Origin of the sequence: Mesorhizobium humile, from assembly GCF_033977215.1 — a bacterium.
GTDB classification, from domain to species: domain Bacteria; phylum Pseudomonadota; class Alphaproteobacteria; order Rhizobiales; family Rhizobiaceae; genus Mesorhizobium; species Mesorhizobium humile.
Map to the genome: position 1 here is coordinate 86,124 of NZ_JAVIIV010000012.1, position 18,364 is coordinate 104,487.

At 63.9% G+C, this 18,364-nt stretch carries 20 protein-coding genes; 8 read left to right on the plus strand and 12 right to left on the minus strand.

The features are described from left to right. Positions 1–21 precede the first annotated feature (21 nt). The 4 genes from RFM52_RS18900 to rpsD form a co-directional block, all read right to left on the minus strand. Positions 22–426 (minus strand): hypothetical protein, encoded by a 405-nt coding sequence (locus tag RFM52_RS18900; protein ID WP_320295863.1) that lies wholly within the window; start codon positions 424–426, stop codon positions 22–24. 67 nt (positions 427–493) lie between these two features. Next, a complete protein-coding gene (locus tag RFM52_RS18905; RefSeq protein WP_320295864.1) occupies positions 494–1,321 on the minus strand; it encodes an inositol monophosphatase family protein in 828 nt (275 codons plus the stop codon). Continuing rightward, the gene (ttcA, locus tag RFM52_RS18910) at positions 1,311–2,210 is read right to left on the minus strand and encodes a tRNA 2-thiocytidine(32) synthetase TtcA (RefSeq protein WP_430699255.1); all 900 of its coding nucleotides are present in this window, start codon (positions 2,208–2,210) and stop codon (positions 1,311–1,313) included. The genes RFM52_RS18905 and ttcA overlap by 11 nt, the downstream gene beginning before the upstream one ends. A gap of 115 nt (positions 2,211–2,325) precedes the next feature. Further along, entirely contained in the window at positions 2,326–2,943 is a 618-nt protein-coding gene (rpsD, locus tag RFM52_RS18915; protein WP_320295866.1) for a 30S ribosomal protein S4, read from the minus strand. Positions 2,944–3,309: 366 nt separating this feature from the next. On the opposite strand from rpsD, the gene RFM52_RS18920 reads away from it, so the two are divergent. Beyond that, positions 3,310–3,513, plus strand: a complete 204-nt coding sequence (locus RFM52_RS18920) for a hypothetical protein (protein WP_112098551.1) — start codon at positions 3,310–3,312, stop codon at positions 3,511–3,513. 71 nt (positions 3,514–3,584) lie between these two features. On the opposite strand, the gene RFM52_RS18925 is transcribed toward RFM52_RS18920, so the two are convergent. Continuing rightward, positions 3,585–3,767 carry a DUF3008 family protein gene (locus RFM52_RS18925; protein WP_126060592.1) on the minus strand — a complete coding sequence of 61 codons (183 nt, stop codon included), beginning with the start codon at positions 3,765–3,767 and terminating at the stop codon, positions 3,585–3,587. A 163-nt stretch (positions 3,768–3,930) separates the two neighbouring features. On the opposite strand from RFM52_RS18925, the gene RFM52_RS18930 reads away from it, so the two are divergent. Then, positions 3,931–5,319 carry a ribonuclease R family protein gene (locus RFM52_RS18930; RefSeq protein WP_320295867.1) on the plus strand — a complete coding sequence of 463 codons (1,389 nt, stop codon included), beginning with the start codon at positions 3,931–3,933 and terminating at the stop codon, positions 5,317–5,319. Here the strand turns inward: RFM52_RS18930 and murI are convergent. From murI to RFM52_RS18945, 3 genes are all read right to left on the minus strand, one after another. Beyond that, positions 5,316–6,116, minus strand: coding sequence for a glutamate racemase (gene murI / locus RFM52_RS18935; protein WP_320295868.1), 801 nt, complete (start codon positions 6,114–6,116; stop codon positions 5,316–5,318). The two genes, RFM52_RS18930 and murI, sit on opposite strands and share 4 nt — an antisense overlap. 232 nt (positions 6,117–6,348) lie before the next feature. Next, on the minus strand, positions 6,349–6,957 hold the full coding sequence (locus RFM52_RS18940) for a hypothetical protein (protein WP_320295869.1): 609 nt from the start codon (positions 6,955–6,957) through the stop codon (positions 6,349–6,351). A gap of 81 nt (positions 6,958–7,038) precedes the next feature. Continuing rightward, on the minus strand, positions 7,039–7,887 hold the full coding sequence (locus tag RFM52_RS18945) for an RNA methyltransferase (protein ID WP_320295870.1): 849 nt from the start codon (positions 7,885–7,887) through the stop codon (positions 7,039–7,041). A gap of 207 nt (positions 7,888–8,094) precedes the next feature. On the opposite strand from RFM52_RS18945, the gene RFM52_RS18950 reads away from it, so the two are divergent. Continuing rightward, on the plus strand, positions 8,095–9,306 hold the full coding sequence (locus tag RFM52_RS18950; protein ID WP_040981283.1) for an NADP-dependent isocitrate dehydrogenase: 1,212 nt from the start codon (positions 8,095–8,097) through the stop codon (positions 9,304–9,306). Positions 9,307–9,337: 31 nt separating this feature from the next. Beyond that, positions 9,338–9,964, plus strand: a complete 627-nt coding sequence (locus RFM52_RS18955) for a glutathione S-transferase family protein (protein ID WP_320295871.1) — start codon at positions 9,338–9,340, stop codon at positions 9,962–9,964. Between the two features lie 295 nt (positions 9,965–10,259). Here RFM52_RS18955 and alaS read toward each other — a convergent pair whose 3' ends face one another. Then, positions 10,260–12,929, minus strand: coding sequence for an alanine--tRNA ligase (gene alaS, locus RFM52_RS18960; protein WP_320295872.1), 2,670 nt, complete (start codon positions 12,927–12,929; stop codon positions 10,260–10,262). Positions 12,930–13,294: 365 nt separating this feature from the next. After that, positions 13,295–14,392 (minus strand): recombinase RecA, encoded by a 1,098-nt coding sequence (gene recA, locus RFM52_RS18965; RefSeq protein WP_320295873.1) that lies wholly within the window; start codon positions 14,390–14,392, stop codon positions 13,295–13,297. Positions 14,393–14,433: 41 nt separating this feature from the next. Here recA and RFM52_RS18970 point away from each other — a divergent pair, with 41 nt between their 5' ends. From RFM52_RS18970 to RFM52_RS18980, 3 genes are read left to right on the plus strand one after another with little or no spacing between them, the layout of a single operon-like run. Further along, positions 14,434–14,721: a hypothetical protein gene (locus RFM52_RS18970; protein ID WP_320295874.1), complete on the plus strand. Its 288-nt coding sequence runs from the start codon at positions 14,434–14,436 to the stop codon at positions 14,719–14,721. Between the two features lie 50 nt (positions 14,722–14,771). After that, on the plus strand, positions 14,772–15,710 hold the full coding sequence (locus tag RFM52_RS18975; protein WP_320295875.1) for a carbohydrate kinase family protein: 939 nt from the start codon (positions 14,772–14,774) through the stop codon (positions 15,708–15,710). Positions 15,711–15,749: 39 nt separating this feature from the next. Then, positions 15,750–16,667 carry a pseudouridine-5'-phosphate glycosidase gene (locus RFM52_RS18980; protein WP_320295876.1) on the plus strand — a complete coding sequence of 306 codons (918 nt, stop codon included), beginning with the start codon at positions 15,750–15,752 and terminating at the stop codon, positions 16,665–16,667. 251 nt (positions 16,668–16,918) lie between these two features. Here RFM52_RS18980 and RFM52_RS18985 read toward each other — a convergent pair whose 3' ends face one another. Continuing rightward, positions 16,919–17,242 (minus strand): TfoX/Sxy family protein, encoded by a 324-nt coding sequence (locus RFM52_RS18985; protein ID WP_320295877.1) that lies wholly within the window; start codon positions 17,240–17,242, stop codon positions 16,919–16,921. A gap of 88 nt (positions 17,243–17,330) precedes the next feature. On the opposite strand from RFM52_RS18985, the gene RFM52_RS18990 reads away from it, so the two are divergent. Next, positions 17,331–17,828, plus strand: coding sequence for a GFA family protein (locus tag RFM52_RS18990; RefSeq protein ID WP_320295878.1), 498 nt, complete (start codon positions 17,331–17,333; stop codon positions 17,826–17,828). Between the two features lie 135 nt (positions 17,829–17,963). Here RFM52_RS18990 and sufA read toward each other — a convergent pair whose 3' ends face one another. Further along, positions 17,964–18,344: a Fe-S cluster assembly scaffold SufA gene (sufA, locus tag RFM52_RS18995; protein ID WP_320295879.1), complete on the minus strand. Its 381-nt coding sequence runs from the start codon at positions 18,342–18,344 to the stop codon at positions 17,964–17,966. Between the last annotated feature and the right edge of the window lie 20 nt (positions 18,345–18,364).

The window sequence follows — 18,364 nt, forward strand, 5'->3', positions numbered from 1 at the left end:
GCTGCTCTTGAACAAGCGCGGTCAGGATTTGCGTTCCTGCGTCGCCCTGAAGAGCGGGCAAAGGGGGCGCCCTGCAATCGCACCACCCATGCCTTCGGTGAAAGGCACTGGCAGTTCCTTGTTAAGGGCCTCGATCACCGAAGCAACGAAAGCCCCGTTCAAACTGCCGTCCGGCCCCAGTTTGGAGAAAGTGGCGCGCGGCTTGCCAATAAGCGTTCCGTCGCGACGAAGCGAGAAGCATAATGTCAAAGTCAGGTCTGCCGTGCCCGGCGGTGGCTGCCAGCAGGCGTAGATGGCCTCCGCCATCTCGGCGATGGAGTTGACCGGATCGCGGCTGCCGCAAGTGCGCTCCTGCGCCTGGGCCTTGCCGCAACCCGCGCCGGCGATCAAGGCGAAAGCCAGCGCGTACCGGAAATTCATTGGCATCCCCCGATTCCGCTGCAGGGTCATAGCGGCCTGGCCGGTACTGCCCGGCAACCGAACCGAACCGATCCTACTCAGCCCAGAGCTCGCGGCGCAACTCGTCCCAGCTTTGCTTGTCCGGCGCGACCAGCAGGCCGCCATTGACATGCGACGGCAGGTAGGCGCTGCCGTCGACGCGCGCGACGTGGCCGCCGGCTTCCTGATGGATCAGCGCCCCGGCGAGATGATCCCAGGGCATCAGCTTGTTGTAGAGCACGAAATGGGCGTGGCCGCTGGCCAGCAGCCGGTACTCATGCGCCGCGCAGCGATAGGCAAAATGCGACAGCGTCTTGGTTTGGTTGCGGGCAAGCCGCGAGCGCTCGGGCTCCTCGAGAAACTGCCAGGAAACGGCGCCGGTCATCTGCGACATCGGCACCGGTGCGGCGACTCCCACCTTCTCCAGCGCGCCATGCGCGTGGCGGATATGGCTGCCGGCACCTTTGGCGCCAATCAGCCAGTCCTTGCCAATCGGGTCATGAATGATGCCGGCGACAGTCTCGCCGTTGACGACGACGCCGGCCATGACGCCGAACAGCGGCACGCCGGAAGCGAAGTTGAACGTGCCGTCGACCGGATCGATGACGAAGGCCAGCGCGGCATCGCCAAGGCCGGACAGCAGCGCCGGGTTGTCCGAACAGGCTTCCTCGCCCACCACCATGGCCTCAGGATAGCGCTCGCGCAGCCTGGCGGTGATCAGCCTCTCGGCATTGACGTCCGCCTCGGTGACGAGGTCGGCGGCGGACGTCTTCTGGCGCACGTCCCCCTCGCCCAGCCGGCGGAAGCGCGGCATGATTTCGGCTTTTGCCGCGTCGGCGAGAAGCTCGGCCAACCAGTCGATCGCGTTATCGTCAAATCTCATCGGAAATGTCTTGTCCTGGGTTCGTGTCGAGCCCCGCGAAGTCGAACAGCTTCCTGTCCAGGAGATGCGAGGGCCTTACATTGGTCATGGCGCGAATCATCGTGTCCTTGCGGCCCGGCATGCGCTTCTCGATGTCGTCGAGCATCGCCTTCATGGCGTTGCGCTGCAGCCCTTCCTGGCTGCCGCAGAGATCGCAGGGGATGATCGGGAATTTCATGGCGTTGGCGAATTTTTCGAGATCGGCCTCGGCATTATAGGCGAGCGGCCGCAACACCATGACGTCGCCCTCGTCATTGAGAAGCTTGGGCGGCATGGCGGCGAGACGACCGCCATGGAACAGGTTCATGAAGAAGGTCTCGAGAATGTCCTCGCGGTGGTGGCCAAGCACCAGCGCCGAGCACCCCTCCTCGCGCGCGATGCGGTAGAGATGGCCGCGCCGAAGCCGCGAGCAGAGCGAGCAATAGGTGCTGCCTTCCGGCAGCTTGTCGGTCACCACCGAATAGGTGTCCTGGTATTCGATGCGGTGCGCAATGCCATAGGCATTGAGATAGTCTGGCAGGATGTGCTTCGGGAAATTCGGCTGGCCCTGGTCGAGATTGCAGGCGAGCAGCTCGACCGGCAGCAGGCCGCGCCATTTGAGGTCGAGCAGAAGCGCGAGCAGGCCATAGGAATCCTTGCCGCCCGAGAGCGCCACCAGCCAGCGCTCGCCCGGCTTGACCATGGCGAAATCCTCGATCGCCTGACGCGTCAGCCTCAAGAGCCGCTTGCGCAGCTTGTTGAACTCGACCGAGGACGGCACGTCGCGGAACAGCGGATGGAAGCCGCCTTCTTCCTCATCGGCAATCGGCTCAAGCGATTTGACGCCAAGTGATTTGGTATCTGGCAGCATGTTCATGGCGCCGGCGCCCCACAGTCTTTGATGCCGCCCGGATTAGCGGACGTGGGCAACAAAGAAAAGGCCGCCTCGATGGGCGGCCTTCGATAGAACTGCCAATCGGTGTCGATCAGCGCGAGTAGAATTCGACGACGAGGTTCGGTTCCATCTGGACGGCGAACGGAACGTCCGACAGGCCCGGAACGCGCCCGAAGGTCGCGGTCATCTTGTTGTGGTCGGCTTCGATGTAGTCCGGCACGTCGCGCTCGGCGAGAGCGACCGATTCCAGCACGATCACGAGCTGCTTCGACTTCTCGCGCACCTCGATGACGTCGCCCGGCTTGCAGCGGTACGAACCGATGTTGGTGCGCTTGCCGTTGACGTTGACATGGCCGTGGTTGACGAACTGACGGGCGGCGAAGATGGTCGGGACGAACTTGGCGCGATAGACGATCGCGTCGAGACGCGACTCCAGCAGGCCGATCAGGTTCTCCGAGGTGTCGCCCTTGCGGCGGTTGGCCTCCTCATAGACCTTGCGGAACTGCTTTTCCGAAACGTCGCCATAGTGACCCTTCAGCTTCTGCTTGGCGCGCAGCTGCAGGCCGAAGTCGGAAAGCTTGCCCTTGCGGCGCTGGCCGTGCTGGCCGGGGCCGTATTCACGCTTGTTGACCGGGGACTTCGGGCGGCCCCAGATGTTTTCGCCGAGACGGCGGTCGATCTTGTATTTCGCGGATTCGCGCTTGCTCATCGCATTCCCTTTCAAAACAATATACCCGGAACCCCATGGCTCCGGGCGAAGGAAACGCGCCCTCCTCTGGCCCCCGTTTTCGAGGCCTGACAGGGTTTTCCACGCAAAGCGACGGAAAACCCACGGGACACGTCAAAAGAAACCACCGGGCGTCGCCACCCGGTGTTGGTGGGCCTGTTAAACACAGATTTAACCGCTGTCAAGCTTACGGCTGGCAGCGCGGTCTGCAACCCGCTAACATTTCCCGCGTTGCGTGCGGTGCCGGTTGTGGCGAAGGCCGTCGGCAGCGGGGCAGCGTGTGCTTCAAGGAGCCGCTCTGCTCTGCCATCTTAATGAAGGGACTGGAGCAGAGGAGTCCGAATTCCCATGAAGAAGTTCTTCCTTACCTTGACCGGGGCCGCTGTGCTGGCAGGGTCGATGGCGGTCATGACGCCGGAGCCCGCCATGGCCAGGCATTGGCACGGCCATAAGCAGATTTGCCGCGTCGTGGTGAAGAAAAGAGTCGTCTGGCGCCACGGCCACCGCCATGTCGTACGCTACAAGACAAAGCACTGCTGGTGGCGCCGCTAGGTTATTTTGCAGCACGGGATTGACGGAGGCCCGCGGCCGACGCCGCGGGCATTTTCATTCGACCTCGCGCTCTATGACTTCTTGCTGGGCAGGCCTTTGCGCTTGGTCTCCGCGAATTCCTCGAGCTGCTTCTCGCTCATGGACTCATACATTTCGCGCGAAGCACCCTTGAGTTCGCTCTTCTTGGTCTCGCCGCGCTTTGCGGAAAGCGCTGCGCCGGCGGCCTTTTGCTGGGCTTGTGATGTGGCGGGCATGGCTATGTCTCCTTTGCTGTTAGAAACGCCGCGCTTGAGCGGCAGTTCCAGCGCCGGCGGTTCGGATCCCGATAAGGGGTGGCGTCGGCGGCCGTCAGCCGACCGGTCGGCGATTTTCGCTGGCAGCCTTCCCGCGTCCGGAGCGCCAGTGTAGGACGGCTGCATGAAATCGCTGACCGATCCCTCACAGGCGCTCTCCACCGGCCTTGCGAAAATCCGCGCCGAGTTCCACGTGCCGGATGGATTTCCGCCGGAGGTGGCGACCGCGGCGCAAGCCGCGGCAAAGCGTGTGCCCGCGCAACATGCAGACCGGACCGCGATGCCCTTCGTCACGCTCGATCCGGCGAGTTCCACCGATCTCGACCAGGCCTTCTCGATCGAGGCCAGTGGCGGCGATCTTCTCTTGCATTATGCCATTGCCGACGTTGCCTGGTTCGTCGAGGACGGCGACGCGATTGATCTCGAAGCCTGGAACCGGGGCGAGACGCTTTATTTGCCCGACGGCAAGGCCGGGCTCTACCCGCCGATGCTCGCCGAGGCTGCGGCGAGCCTGCTGCCCGATGGGCCGCGTCCGGCGATCATCTTCACGGTCCGGGTCGCCGAGGACGGCGCGGTGAAGCTGGACGGCGCGGAGCGGGCAATCATCAAAAGCCGCGCGAAGCTCGCCTACGACAGCGTGCAGGCCTCCGACGTTCCGGCCGACTTCGCGGAACTGGCGCGGCGCATGGAGGCTAACGAAGAGCGTCGCGGCGCTTCGCGCGTCGACCCGCCCGAGCAGGAGGTGGAAAAGCAGGCCGACGGCACATTCCGGCTTTCGTTCCGGCCGCTGCTGCAATCCGAACAGGACAATGCGGCACTTTCGCTGGCCGCCAATATGGCGATTGCCGACGCCATGCTGGCGCACAAGACCGGACTGTTCCGGGTGATGTCGGGGCCGGACGCCTCCAAGGTGCAAAGACTGCGCAACGCCGCACAGGCGCTTGGCCTGTCCTGGCCCGCCTCCACCAGCCTGGGCGACTATCAGCGCACGCTCGATCCAGCCGATCCGAATCAGGCCGCGCTGATGCTGGAAATCCGCCGCGCGGGCAACGGCGCGTCCTACCAACCCTACCAGGAGGGCGTCGTCCCCTGGCATGAGGCGATGGCCGCGACCTATGCCCATGCCACCGCGCCGCTCAGGCGGCTGGCCGACCGCTATGTCGTGCGCTGCGCGCTGGCGATCGCCAACGGCCAGCCCGTGCCGCAGGCCGTCACCGACGCGTTCGCCAGATTGCCGAAGGTGATGGGGCGCGCGGACGCCCGTGCTTCGCAGATCAACCACGCCGCCATCGACCTTGCCGAAGCGGTCATGCTCAAGGGACGCGAGGGCGAGACGTTCAAGGCCGTCGTCACCGATATCGTCGACCATGGCGTGCGCGTGCAGCTAGCCGACATGCCCATCGTCGCCAACGTGAAGGCTTCCGGGTTCAGGCAAGGTGACGGTCTGAGCCTAAAGCTTGTCTCGGCCGATCCGGATCAGCGCAGCATCGTCTTCGAACCTGCCACGCCCTAACGAGCGGTCAGTCCGAACCCCTGGATCAGTCGCCTTGTGGCGAAATCCACCTTGCCCGAGGTGAAAACGGCAAGATCGGGCTCGCTGTCGCCGGATGTTTCCGCGACCGGTTCGAGCAGCGACATGGCACGCCGCGCGATCGCCTCGGCGGGATCGACCCAGTCGACCGGCCAGGGCGCGGTCTTGCGCATGCGATTGACCAGAAACGGATAATGCGTGCAGGCGAGCACGACGATGTCGGTGCGGTTGCCGTCGCGCTCGATGAAGCACGGCGCGATTTCGCCGCGCACAGCTTCCTCGTCGACGAAACCCTGGCGCATATAGATCTCGGCGAGCCCGGCCAGCTGGTCGCTGCCGACCAGGCGCACATGGCATTTCTGCGCCCATTTGCTGATCAGGTCGCGCGTGTATTGCCGTTTTACCGTGCCGGGCGTCGCCAGCACCGACACCAGGCCGGAGCGGGTGCGTTCGGCGGCAGGCTTGATCGCCGGCACGGTGCCCACGAACGGATGGCCAGGGAATTTGTCGCGCAGCGCATCGATCACCAGGGTCGAGGCGGTGTTGCAGGCAATGACGGAAATCGTCGGCTGAAGCCGATCGAGCAATTTGCCGAACAGCGTAAGGATGTGATCCTTGAGCGCCGGTTCCTCCCAGGCGCCATAAGGAAAAGCCGCATCGTCGGCGACATAGACGAAGCGGCGATCGGGCATCAGTACGCGCGCCTCGCGCAGCACGGTCAGCCCGCCAACGCCGGAATCGAACATCAGGATCGGGCGTTGGCTTGATCGATCGCTCATTGTCATCCGGCCACCAGAACAATTCCAGGGAAAGTGTGAAACGGTTTTCCGTCCGGAATTGCGTCAAACAAAGAGAAGCAGCAGGCCCGTGATTGGACCGACGGCGCTTCTATCGCGAATGATCGTGGTCTTGAAGTGGCGAATGCGAGCAGCTTTTGCGCAGCCGCCAGAGCATGATGCCGAAAAGTGTAAAGCGGTTTTCGGACGACATCATGCTCTCTCCAAGACTCAATTATATCCCACGTTTGCCGAAGCCGGCAGGCCGCGGCCTGCCGAAAGGCTGCGGCGCGGGCGGCACGCGCGCGGCGGAAGCGGCGGGACGCGGGGTTGCCGGCACGCTTGCTGTCACGGTGCGTCCGGCACGCGCCGGTGCCGGCAGCGGGCCGTCGAAATCGAAAACATCAGTCAGTTCGTCGATGTTGCTGCCGGCGACGGGTTTCGCCCAAAGGATCGTGCACCAAAGGCCGAATATCGAAAACGCGAGCAGGTTCAGCCCGCCTGGAATGCTCTGGGGATCGCCGAACTTGACGACCAGCAGCACGCCCGCCTGCAGGAGGGCGTAGACGGCCGAAAGGGCGATGTAGGCCCACAGGATCCAGCGGCGCCCATTGGCATCGCGGGTGCGGCGCGAGGCGATGTTGCCGCGCAGCGCGACAAAGATGAGCGACGTGACAAGGACGGCGCCCGCCATACCCTGCCGCGACGGACCGGGCGCTGAATTAAGCAGCCCCTCGAAGCCGATCGTGCCGACAATGCAGATAAGGATTACCACGGTCTCGGCCACTGCGAGACCGAGAGAATAAAGGAAAAAGCGCAGACGACCAATATTGGACGCAAACATGTGCCACCCCCAGTATCGCGGCAAGGATGACGTACGACCGAATAAAATTCGGTTACTTCAAATGTTCACAGCTTATCGATTTTAACTTTCTTCTTTTTTGGCGCGACTTCGCGCGGCTGACGGCAACCGTCTGGGATCGTCCCCGGGCGAGCCGTCGCCCCGCGGCATGGCCGGCGAGAACCGGTCGAGCGACGAGATGATGCCGCGCAGCACCTTCAGTTCCGGCTCGGCAAAGCCCGCGCGTGTCAGCACGGCGCGCAGATTGTCGACCATCTTCGGCTTCTTTTCTTCCGGGCGAAAATAGCCGCGCGCTTCCAGCGCGCTTTCCAGATAGGCGAACAGGCTGTGCAACTGCTCCTTGGTCGCCGGCACCAGCTCCGGCCCGGAGAAATTGGTCTGGGTCTCTTCGGCGAGGCCGGACTTCATCCACTCATAGGACATCAAAAGCACTGCCTGGGCGATGTTGAGCGAGGAAAAGCCGGGGTCGACCGGAAAGGTGACGATCTCGTCGGCGAGCCCGACCTCGTCATTATAGAGGCCGAAGCGCTCGCGGCCGAACAGGATGCCGGTGCGCTCGCCCGCCTCGACATGCGCTCTCAGCGCCCTGCCCGCTTCCACGGGACCGCGCACCGGCTTGAAGCCGTCGCGCTCGCGCGCCGTCGTGGCGAAGACGAAGTTGAGGTCGGCGACCGCCGATGCCAGGTCGTCGAAAACCCTGGTGGCGTCGATGACATGGTCGGCCCGGCTGGCGGCGGCGCGCGCCTTCTCGCTCGGCCAGCCGTCGCGCGGGTTGACCAGCCTGAGCTCGGACAAGCCGAAATTCGCCATGGCGCGGGCGACCATGCCGATATTCTCGCCGAGCTGCGGCTCGACCAGGATGATCGCTGGTCCGGCAGAAGCGGTCTTGGTTGTGTCTTCGATGGCTGGCATGGTTTTCGGTAACCGGGGTTTGCGGCGTTTCGGCGTCCCCTGCCACATCCGGACCGGAAAATGAAGCATTCACAACGGCGGCACCCGTCCGCCCGGCGCGGATCGCGGTTTGCGCGCTGAAAAAGCCTTTGATATACGCTCCGCATCCCCGGCCGAAACCATGCGGGCAAGGCCGTTCAGATCCCCCAGCAACGAGGCATTCTTTCCATGGCGAAGATCAAGGTGGCGAACCCGGTCGTCGAGCTCGACGGCGACGAGATGACCCGCATCATCTGGCAGTTCATCAAGGACAAGCTGATCCACCCCTATCTCGACCTGAAGCTCGAATATTACGACCTCGGCATCGAGCATCGCGACGCCACCAACGACCAGGTGACGATCGACTCGGCCAACGCCATCAAGAAATGGGGCGTCGGCGTGAAATGCGCGACGATCACCCCCGACGAGGCGCGCGTCGAGGAGTTCAAGCTGAAGAAGATGTGGAAGTCGCCCAACGGCACCATCCGCAACATCCTCGGCGGCACCATCTTCCGCGAGCCGATCATCATGAAGAATGTGCCGCGTCTGGTGCCGGGCTGGACCAAGCCGATCGTCGTCGGCCGTCATGCCTTCGGCGACCAGTACCGCGCCACCGACTTCCGTTTCCCCGGCAAGGGCAAGCTGACGATCAAGTTCGTCGGCGAGGACGGCCAGGTGATCGAGCACGACGTCTATGACGCGCCGGGCGCCGGCGTGGCCATGGCCATGTACAATCTCGACGAGTCGATCCGCGAGTTTGCCCGCGCCTCGCTGAACTACGGCCTGCTGCGCAATTTCCCGGTCTATCTGTCGACCAAGAACACCATCCTCAAGGCCTATGACGGCCGCTTCAAGGACATCTTCCAGGAAGTCTACGAGAAGGAGTTCGAGGCCGAGTTCAAGGCAAGGAAGCTCTGGTACGAGCACCGCCTGATCGACGACATGGTCGCCTCCAGCCTGAAATGGTCGGGCGGTTATGTCTGGGCCTGCAAGAACTATGATGGCGACGTGCAGTCCGACACGGTGGCGCAAGGTTTTGGCTCGCTCGGCCTGATGACCTCGGTGCTGATGACGCCGGACGGCAAGACGGTGGAAGCGGAAGCCGCGCACGGCACGGTGACGCGCCACTACCGCCAGCATCAGAAGGGCGAGGAAACCTCGACCAACTCGATCGCCTCGATCTTCGCCTGGACGCGCGGCCTCGCGCACCGCGCCAAGCTCGACGACAATGCCGAGTTGAAGCGCTTCGCCGAGACGCTGGAGAAGGTCTGCATCCAGACCGTCGAAAGCGGCTTCATGACCAAGGACCTGTCGCTGCTGATCGGCCCCGACCAGCCCTGGCTCTCGACCACCGGCTTCCTCGACAAGATCGACGAGAATTTGCAGAAGGCGATGGGGTAAAATCCAGATATCCGGCATAGCGAAGGCTCCGATGGCCAAGCCAACTCTCTACGGCGCCGACTACAGCGTCTATGTGCGCATCGCGCGCATGGCGTTGGAGGAAAAGGGCGTCGGCTACGAGCTCGTCCCGCTCGACATCTTCGCCGCCGAGGGCGTTCCGGCCTGGTATCTGGAGCTGCACCCGTTCGGCCGCATCCCGGCCTTCGAGCATGACGGCTTTCGGCTGTTCGAGACCGGCGCAATCGCGCGCTATGTCGACGAAGCCTTCGATGGTCCCGCCCTGCAGCCGGCCGACGCCCGCGGTCGCGCCAGGATGGGCCAGATCATCGGCATGCTCGACGCCTATGGCTATCGTGCGATGGTCTGGGACGTCGCCGTCGAGCGGCTGGAAAAGCCGCCGCCGGACGAGGACCTGATTGCCGGCGGGCTGCGCCAGGCGGAAAGGGTGCTCACGGTGCTGACATCGCTGAAGGCCAAGCGACCTTGGCTGCTCGGCGACCAGCTGACGCTGGCCGACCTGCATGCGGCGCCGATCATCGCTTACTTCGTCAAGGTCGCCGAAGGGCGCGATCTGCTGGCGCGGTTTGCGGAAATGCGGGATTGGTTTGCGCGGATGTCCGGACGGCCGAGCTTTGTGCGCACGGAAAAGGTCGCATAACGCGCTGAGCGTCGACGCCGCCCCTTATTGCCCTGCCGGGCATTTCTCCCCGTAAACGGGTAGAAAGAGGCTGCCGCAACGCCGGCGATTAGCCCCTTCTCCCCGTTCAACGGGGAGAAGATGCCGGCAGGCAGATGAGGGGCAGCGGTACCCTCGAAGAATGTGAAGCCAGCTCAACTAAAGCATGTCTCCCGAAAGTGGGCCCGGTTTCGGGACAAGACATGGTTAAAATCAAAAACTTAAAGCAGGTCGCGTGAATCCTTTTTCACGCGACATGCTTTAAGCCCACCCCAGCCTACGCCGCTTCCAGCGCCGCCTTCACCGCCGCGATGGCATCATTGGCTTTGGAGGCGTCGGGGCCGCCGGCCTGCGCCATGTCGGGCCGGCCGCCGCCGCCCTGCCCGCCAAGCGCGGCGGACGCGACGCGCACGAGGTCGACGGCGCTGAAGCGTCCGGTCAGGTCGTCGGTGACGCCGACGACGACGCTTGCCTTGTTGTCCTCGCCGGCGCCGACGAAGACGACCACACCGGAGCCGAGCGTCTTCTTGCCGGCATCGGCCAGTGGCTTCAGGTCCTTCGGCGCGACACCGCTGACTGCCTTGCCGAGGAAGCCGACGCCGGCGATGGTCTCGTTGGCGGCCGGGGCATCGGCAGCGGCCGAGCCGCCACCCAGCGCCAGCTTCTTGCGCGCTTCGCTCAATTCCTTCTCAAGTTTCTTGCGTTCCTCAAGCAATGTTTCGACGCGAGCCGGCACATCAGCCGGCGCAATTTTCAGGGTCGCCGCCGCGGCTTTCAGCCGCCTGTCCTGCTCGTCGAGATGCTTGCGCGCCGCCTCGCCGGTCAGCGCCTCGATGCGACGCACGCCGGCCGCCACCGCGCCGTCCGACAGGATGCGCACCAGGCCGATATCGCCGGTCGACTTCACATGCGTGCCGCCGCAAAGCTCGACGGAATAAGGACGATTGGCCTTGGCGCCATGCAAGCCGGTGCCCATCGACACGACGCGCACCTCATCGCCGTATTTCTCGCCGAACAGCGCCATGGCGCCCTCGGCGATCGCGTCGTCGACCGACATCAGCCGCGTCGTCACCGGGCTGTTCTGCACGACGATCTCGTTGGCCATGCGCTCGACCTCCTCGAGCTCATCGGCCGAGATCGGCTTGTTGTGCGAGATGTCGAAGCGCAGCCGCTCCGGCGCGACCAGCGAGCCTTTCTGCGCCACATGGGTGCCCAGCACCTCGCGCAGCGCCTCGTGGATGAGATGCGTCGCGGAATGGTTGGCGCGCAGCCTCGAGCGGCGGGCATGATCGACCTTGAGCTCGACGGCAGCACCCGTCTTGACCGTGCCTTTAGCCACCTTGCCCAGATGCACGAACAGACCGTCGGCCTTCTTCTGCGTATCCGAGACCTCAATCGAAAAACCCTCGCCGGAGATCACCCCGGTGTCGCCCATCTGGCCGCCGGATTCGCCATAGAACGGCGTCTGGTTGACGACTACGGCGACCGCATCGCCCTGGGTGGCGCTGTCGATGGTCTTGCCGTCCTTGACCAGGGCCTGGACGATGCCTTCCGCCTGCTCCGTCTCATAGCCGAGGAATTCGGTGGCACCGGTCTTCTCGCGCACCGAGAACCACACCGTCTCGGTCGCGGCCTCGCCCGAGCCCGCCCAATGCGCGCGCGCCTCGGCCTTCTGCCGCTCCATCGCGTCGGTGAAGCCGGCGAGATCGACCGAGATGCTACGCTGGCGCAGCGCATCCTGCGTCAGGTCGAGCGGGAAGCCATAGGTGTCGTAGAGCTTGAAGGCCGTCTCGCCGTCGAGCATGTCGCCGGCATGCAGCGTTTCCGTCGCGTCCGAAAGCAAGCCGAGGCCACGCACCAGCGTCTTGCGGAAGCGCGTTTCCTCGAGCTTCAGCGTCTCGGTGATCAGCGCCTCGCCGCGCACCAGCTCGGGATAGGCCTGGCCCATCTCGCGCACCAGCGCCGGCACCAGCTGCCACATCAGCGGCTCCTTCGCGCCAAGCAGCTGCGCATGGCGCATGGCGCGGCGCATGATGCGGCGCAGCACATAGCCGCGGCCTTCGTTGGACGGCAGCACGCCGTCGGCCACCAGAAAGGAGGACGAGCGCAGGTGATCCGCCATGACGCGATAAGACGCGACGTTCTCCTGGTTCGGACCCTGGCCGAGCGCCGAGGACGCCGCGTCGATCAGATGCCTGAACAGGTCGGTCTCGAACACGCTTTCGACGCCCTGCAGGATGGAGGCCATGCGCTCCAGGCCCATGCCGGTGTCGATCGAAGGACGCGGCAGGTCGATGCGTCCTTCCTTGGTAACCTGCTCATACTGCATGAACACAAGGTTCCAGAATTCCAGGAACCGGTCGCCATCTTCTTCCGGGCTGCCGGGCGGGCCGCCCCAGATATGCTCGCCGCGGTCGATGAAGATTTCCGAGCACGGGCCGCACGGGCCAGTGTCGCCCATCGCCCAGAAATTGTCCGAGGTCGGGATCCGGATGATGCGGTCGTCGGAAAAGCCGGCGATCTTCTTCCAAAAGCCCGCCGCCTCGTCGTCGGTGTGATAGACGGTGACGAGCAGCTTGTCCTTCTTGAGGCCGAAACCCTTGGTGATCAGGTTCCAGGCAAGCTCGATCGCGCGCTCCTTGAAATAGTCGCCGAACGAGAAATTGCCGAGCATCTCGAAGAAGGTGAGATGGCGCGCGGTATAGCCGACATTGTCGAGGTCGTTGTGCTTGCCGCCGGCGCGCACGCTCTTTTGGGCGGTGGACGCCCGCGAATAGGGACGCTTCTCCAGGCCGGTGAAGACGTTCTTGAACTGCACCATGCCGGCGTTGGTGAACATCAACGTCGGATCGTTGCGCGGCACCAGCGGGCTGGAGGCGACGATCTCATGGCCCTCCTTGCGGAAGTAGTCGAGGAATGTCGACCGGATGTCGTTCACGCCACTCATTGCATACTGCCTTTTTCGCAAGAACCGCCGGCGCTGCCGGCGGCTGATGGGCTTTCATGTTTCAGAAGATAGATTGGCCTTTTAGCGATAGCTCCGCACCCTGTCCAGAAACACGGACACAGGCGTGTCGCCCAAAAGTGCGCAGCGGCTTTGGGAAAACGACATGCATAAACAAAGACCAAAGCGCATCGCCTGAATTCATTGCAGCGCGAGGCGCTTTGGGCCAATAAACCAGCGAGCGGCAGCACCGCCCGCAAACGCAAACCGCCGGCGCGAGGGCCGGCGGTTCGGGACGCAATACCAGAACTCAATTACATAAGCATATACGGATATAACAGGATTATGGCCAAACTCCGACCGTCGCCTTACATGGCGCCGGCTTCGTCCTCGAAACCGTCGTCCCCGCCTTCGGAGCCGCCATTCTCAAGGAATTTCTCAGCGATCAGCCCGGCATTCTGCCTGAGCGCCATCTCGATCTCGCGCGCCGTGTCGGGATTGTCGCGCAGGAACAGCTTGGCGTTCTCGCGCCCCTGGCCGAGACGCTGCGAATTGTAGGAGAACCAGGCGCCCGACTTCTCGACCACGCCGGCCTTGACCCCGAGATCGACGAGCTCGCCGGTCTTGGACACGCCCTCGCCATACATGATGTCGAACTCGACCACCTTGAAGGGCGGGGCCAGCTTGTTCTTGACCACCTTGACGCGGGTCTGGTTGCCGACGACCTCGTCGCGGTCCTTGACCGAGCCGATGCGGCGGATGTCGAGGCGCACCGAAGCGTAGAATTTCAGCGCGTTGCCGCCCGTGGTCGTCTCGGGCGAGCCGAACATGACGCCGATCTTCATGCGGATCTGGTTGATGAAGATGACCATGGTGTTGGAGCGCGAGATCGAGGCGGTCAGCTTGCGCAGCGCCTGGCTCATCAGGCGGGCCTGCAGGCCAGGTAGCGCATCGCCCATCTCGCCTTCGATTTCGGCGCGCGGCGTCAGTGCCGCGACCGAGTCGATGACCAGAACGTCGATGGCGCCCGAACGCACCAGCGTGTCGCAGATCTCCAGCGCCTGTTCGCCGGTATCGGGCTGCGAGATCAGGAGGTTCTCCAGGTCAACGCCGAGCTTGCGGGCATAGACCGGATCGAGCGCATGCTCGGCATCGACGAAGGCGCAGATGCCGCCCTTCTTCTGCGCTTCGGCGACCGTGTGCAGCGCCAGCGTGGTCTTGCCCGAGCTTTCCGGCCCGTAGATTTCGACGATGCGGCCGCGCGGCAGGCCGCCGACGCCGAGCGCGATATCGAGGCCGAGCGAGCCGGTCGGCACGGTTTCGATCTCGACCGCCTGCTCGTTGGCGCCGAGCCGCATGATCGAGCCCTTGCCGAAAGCGCGCTCGATCTGCGACAGCGCCGCGTCCAGAGCTTTTGATTTGTCCACTGCCTTATCCTCTACAAGCCGCAAAGTATTCTGAGCCATGATACATCACCCCTTGGTCGTCAATGAAGGCCGGACAATCCGTGATCCTTGTCGATTTGTACCTTTTTTGTTCTCATTTGGCAAGGGGATACAACCAACTGAAAAACAATCAATATCTGGATTTGTTCTATTTTTGTCTCACCAGGGCTGGTACAAACCGGAACCGCCGGTCCAGAAGAGATATCGTCTCCGGCCGTCCGAATCGCGAACGATTGCAGGGCGATCCAGGGAAACTTAGAGCAATTCCAGGAAAAGTGCGTAGCGGTTTTCCGTCCGGAATTGCGCAAAAACAAGATTTAGAGCGGTTCGGCGATTCCGTGAAACGCTGAACCGCTCTAGTGTGCGCAGCCGCACGATCAACGGAAGTCACCGATCCAATATGCCGACATCCCCAAATATCCTGGCGCTGGGCGGCGCCCATATCGACCGGCGCGGCCAGGTCTCGGGCACTTATGTGCCGGCCGCCTCCAACCCCGGCATGATGCGCGAGGACGTCGGCGGCGTGGTTTTCAACGCGTTGCGCAGCGTGGTGAAGCGCGGCGTGTCGGCCTCGCTGATTTCGGTGCGCGGCGGCGACGCGGCGGCGGACACTGTCGCCTCGGCGATCGACAACGCCGGAATAATGGACCTCTCGGTGGTGTTCCTCGACCGCACGACGCCGAGCTACACGGCGCTGATCGACGCCGAGGGCGAATTGATCGTCGGGCTGGCCGACATGGCGCTCTACGACCTCGCCTTCCCCAAGCAGATAAGGCGCTCCAAGGTCCGCGAGGCGATCGCCGCGGCAGACGCCATCCTGTGCGACGCCAACCTGCCGACGGCCGCTCTCGAACGCCTGATGGCACTGGCCGACGGCCGGCCGGTCTTCGCCATCGCCGTCTCGCCGGCCAAGGTCGTGCGCCTGACGCCGCTGCTCGACCAGCTGTCGCTGCTTTTCATGAACAGCCGAGAAGCCGCCGCGCTTGTCGATGCCGAGCCATCCGGCGAACCCCTTGTCCGCCGGCTCAGGCAGGCCGGGCTGAACGCCGGCGTTGTGACCTCCGGTAGCGCTCCGGTGCTGGGCTTCGACGACAGCGGCATCTTCGAGATCGATCCGCCCGCGCCACGCAAGGTTGCCGACGTGACCGGCGCCGGCGATGCCCTGACCGGCGCGACGGTCGCCGCCCTGTTGCGCGGCCTGCCGCTGCGCGCGGCACTGCGTGAAGGCCTTGCGGCGGCGATGCTGGCCATCGAGAGCCCTCAGGCCGTGCCGTCCTTCACGAACGCCAACTTCGGCCAAGCGCTTGCCCTTGTGCCGGAGGCGCGGGAGGTGGCATAGGGCCACCAGACATCCACTTCCTCCTGACCGGAGACAGCCGTGACGCCCGAAACCGCCCGCCCCTTCGTCGACATCCACCCGCCCGTGGCCGAGGCGCTTGGCGCCGGCCGGCCCGTGGTGGCGCTGGAAAGCACCATCATCACCCACGGCATGCCCTACCCCGATAATGGTGCGATGGCAGCCAGGGTCGAGCAGATCATCATCGACGGCGCCGCGGTGCCGGCGACGATCGCCGTGGTCGATGGCCGCATCAAGATCGGCCTGTCCGACGGCGAGCGCGAATCGCTCGCCATGACCGGCGACGCCATGAAGCTGTCGCGCGCCGATATCGGCTTCGCCGTCGCTCAAAAGCGCACCGGCGGCACCACGGTTGCCGCGACCATGATCGCCGCGCACATGGCTGGCATAAAAGTCTTCGCCACCGGCGGTATCGGCGGCGTCCACAAGGGCGCGGAAAAAAGCTTCGACATCTCGGCCGATCTCGACGAGCTGGCGCGCACGCCGGTCATCGTCGTCTCGGCCGGCGCCAAGGCGATCCTCGACATCGAAAAGACGCTGGAAGTGCTGGAGACGCGCGGCGTGCCGGTGATCGGCCATGGCTGCGAGACCATGCCCGCCTTCTGGTCGCGCCAGTCGCCCTTCCGCGCGCCGCTGACGCTCAATGCGCCTGAGGACATCGCGCATTTCTACCGCACGCGTCAGGCGCTCGGCCTAAGCGGCGGCATTCTGGTCGCCAGTCCGGTGCCGCAAAATGACGAGATCCCGGCCGCCGAGATGGACGGCTACATCCAGGCCGCGCAAAAGGCCGCCGAGGCGCTCAACGTCTCCGGCAAGGCGGTAACGCCCTTCCTTTTGTCGAAGATCCTGGAACTCACCGGCGGCCGCAGCCTGAAGACCAACATCGCCCTTGTCGAGAACAATGCGCGGCTGGCGGCGGAGATCGCGAAGGCGCTGTAGGGCCTTCAGGCCACGGTACTCCGGCCAACCACAATGGCCGAGTTCCTTCGCACCCCCCTCTGGCCTGCCGGCCATCTCCCCCGCAAGGGGGGAGATCAGCAGCTCAGTCGCTGCCTTCTTCTTTTCAACGTGGGCGATTAGCGAAAGCGGGGCGACATCCAATCTCCCCCCTTGCGGGGGAGATGTCCGGCAGGACAGAGGGGGTGCTGTCCCTCGGCGTTTCCAACAATCAAGCACGCTACGCTCGAAAGTTACTTCCCAGCCCGCCTTCCCGCTTCATAAGCGCGCCGCGCCCACAACGTCATCTCGTCGGGATCGTCGAAAGCCTCGTCGGGAATGCTCCAATAGGGCATTGCGATCAGCTTGCCCTGCCGCGAGCCTGTATAAGTCCATTGCTTGCACCCGGCGGCCTCGAAATCAGGCGCGCTCTCCTCGTCCGCCTTGAGCAGCAATTCGCCGCGCACGACGACCGCGACGATGACGCCGTCGCAATAGATGCCCTTGCCGCCGAACAGCTTGCGGATGCTGATCGGCCCCAGGCTTTCGAACAGTTCTTCAAGGCGCGCGTTGTCCATGCAGCAATCATTTCATCCGGCATGGGCCTTGTCATCGCCGCAACCAAGAGCATGCTGACAGGTTGAGATCAAAAAACGGAGATCCGCCATGCCCGTCATGCTCAAAGGCTCCTGCCGCTGCGGCGCCGTCCGCTTCGAGGTGGAAAGCCACACGCCGGTGCCGTTCATGCTCTGCTACTGCTCGATCTGCCGCAAGCAGCAGGGCGGCGGCGGCTTCGCCATCAATCTCGGCGCCGACTACGAGACGATGAACGTCCGGGGCAAACGCAGCCTCGGTGTCTACCGAGCCGAGATCGAGGACGACGAGCATCCGCATTGCGATGTCTCGACCGGTGAGCGCAATTTCTGCAAGAAATGCGGCGCGGCGCTCTGGCTCTACGATCCGACCTGGCCGGATCTCGTCCATCCTTTCGCGTCAGCCATCGACAGCGACCTGCCGAAACCGACGGAAAAGGTGCATCTGATGCTGAAATACAAGGCGAACTGGGTCGAGCCGGTGATCGGCAGACAAGACAAGGTGTTCGACGTCTACCCGGAAGAGTCGATCGCCGACTGGCACAAGCGCACAGGGATGTGGGTGGAATAGCGTTCTTCGCCCCGTTCACGGGGAGAAGATGCCGGCAGGCAGATGAGGGGCGGCGCGAACTTCGGATAGAGCAGCTCTGCCCCTCATTCGGCCCTTCGGGCCACCTTCTCCCCGTAAACGGGGCGAAGGAAGGGGTCAGGCGGAAGCGCGCGCCTCGGCAAGCGCCTTCAGGTCTGCAGGCTTCAATTCGACGGATTCGCCACAGCCGCAGGCGGAGCTCTGGTTCGGGTTCTTGAAGGTGAAGCCGGTGCGCAGCGTGGTCTGCTCGAAATCCATCTCGGTGCCGAACAGGAACAACGCCGCCTCCGGCGCGACATAGACATGCGCGCCGTCTCGCTCGATATGGTCGTCCTTGGGATTTGGCTCGGTCACGAGGTCGACCGTGTATTCCATGCCGGCGCAGCCACCCTTCTTGATGCCGAGGCGGATGCCGTGCGCGTTGTCGCGTGTGGCGACGATCTCGCGCACGCGATCGGCGGCCTTGTCGGTCATCGTGATGACGGCGAAGCGTCCCATGTCATTCTCCACGTTCGCGC